General features: G+C 43.8%; 2 protein-coding genes. Both read left to right on the forward strand.

Annotated features, from left to right (window positions below):
* Positions 1-818: lipopolysaccharide assembly protein LapB (locus tag A3739_RS29100; RefSeq protein ID WP_068499816.1), on the forward strand; the 818-nt coding region annotated here is incomplete at its 5' end.
* A gap of 94 nt (positions 819-912) precedes the next feature.
* The coding region (locus A3739_RS00980) for a hypothetical protein (RefSeq protein ID WP_156502220.1) at positions 913-1,207 on the forward strand (295 nt) is incomplete at its 3' end.

The following is a 1,207-nucleotide window of genomic DNA, read 5'->3' on the forward strand; positions in this document are numbered from 1 at the left end:
ATGAATACGACATGTTGATCGCAGCGCTAGATCAAGCAGGCGAGGAAACGCTTGAAAATCCTCAGATGCTAGTCATTAAAGCAGAGGCTTTTAAGCAGATAAAGAACATGGAAGCTGCGTGGAACACGCTAGATCAAGGGATTGATCGTCACCCACAATACGCGCAGTTTTATAGCCAGAAATTCTATTACTTGTTGGAGCTAGGCTACTACCAGCAAGCCCAAGAGTATGCGCGTCAATATTTAAAAGCGCAGGGTTATACGGCGAATGATTACTTAGCCTTGGCATATGCTTTGAGAGAAAGTGGTGAATATGAGCAAGCCGCAGTGCTTCTTGAGGAGGGCGTCATTAAATATAACGATAATGACAAGCTTCTTGAGTTACTTGGTCAAGTCTATGTTGATCAGCAGCAGTACATGATGGCGGCCCTCGTTTACGAGTTCGCCTCAATGCAGTTTCCACGATTTTCAGCCAAAGCATCTGCTTTGTATTTGAAAGCGGAGAGTCCGGTGCGCGCTCTGCAATTAAATCGCCGAATCCTTGAGCAAGAAGAAAAGTTCCGTCAGCGCATTGGCATTGATATTCAGCTAGAAGACTATGAGTCGATGGTTGCTAAGACAGAACCATTAAAACGTTACGACCTATTGTCAGATGACAATATTTTATACGCCTTAGGTTTTGCGCATTTCAAAAATGGCAATTACCCCATTGCCACTTCATACCTACAACAAATCAACGATAGTCAGCTGTTTACCAAAGCGACTTATTTATTTAAGCAAATAGAGATCTGTCAGAATGACCCGTATGCATGCCGTTAATCGCCTCATAGTGCGCGCGATTATTTGTCTATCGGCACTTATCGCTTTTACAACAACTCCAGCTTTTGCGTCGTCTTCGCAAAAGAATTTATATGTGTTCGTGTTCAAGGATGGCGTGGCGCAGTCCAATATTCGAGTGCAGGCTGGGGAGATTTCTGCCCTTACTAATAGCTATGGTGCAGCATCGTTTTCGTTGACGTCTGGTAATTATGAAGTTGGATATTATCAACCGCGCACAGAACAAGAAGAATCACTGTTCGCATTAACTGAGGTGGCGATTCAGGCAGATGTGTCTAGTCAGGTCTTTCTATCTCTGACAAAGGATGGAGCGAATGTAGACCTTGATTTACCCCTCTCAGAATACAGTCAAGATTTTGAGGTTCAACAGC

Source organism: Oleiphilus sp. HI0067, assembly GCF_001635735.1.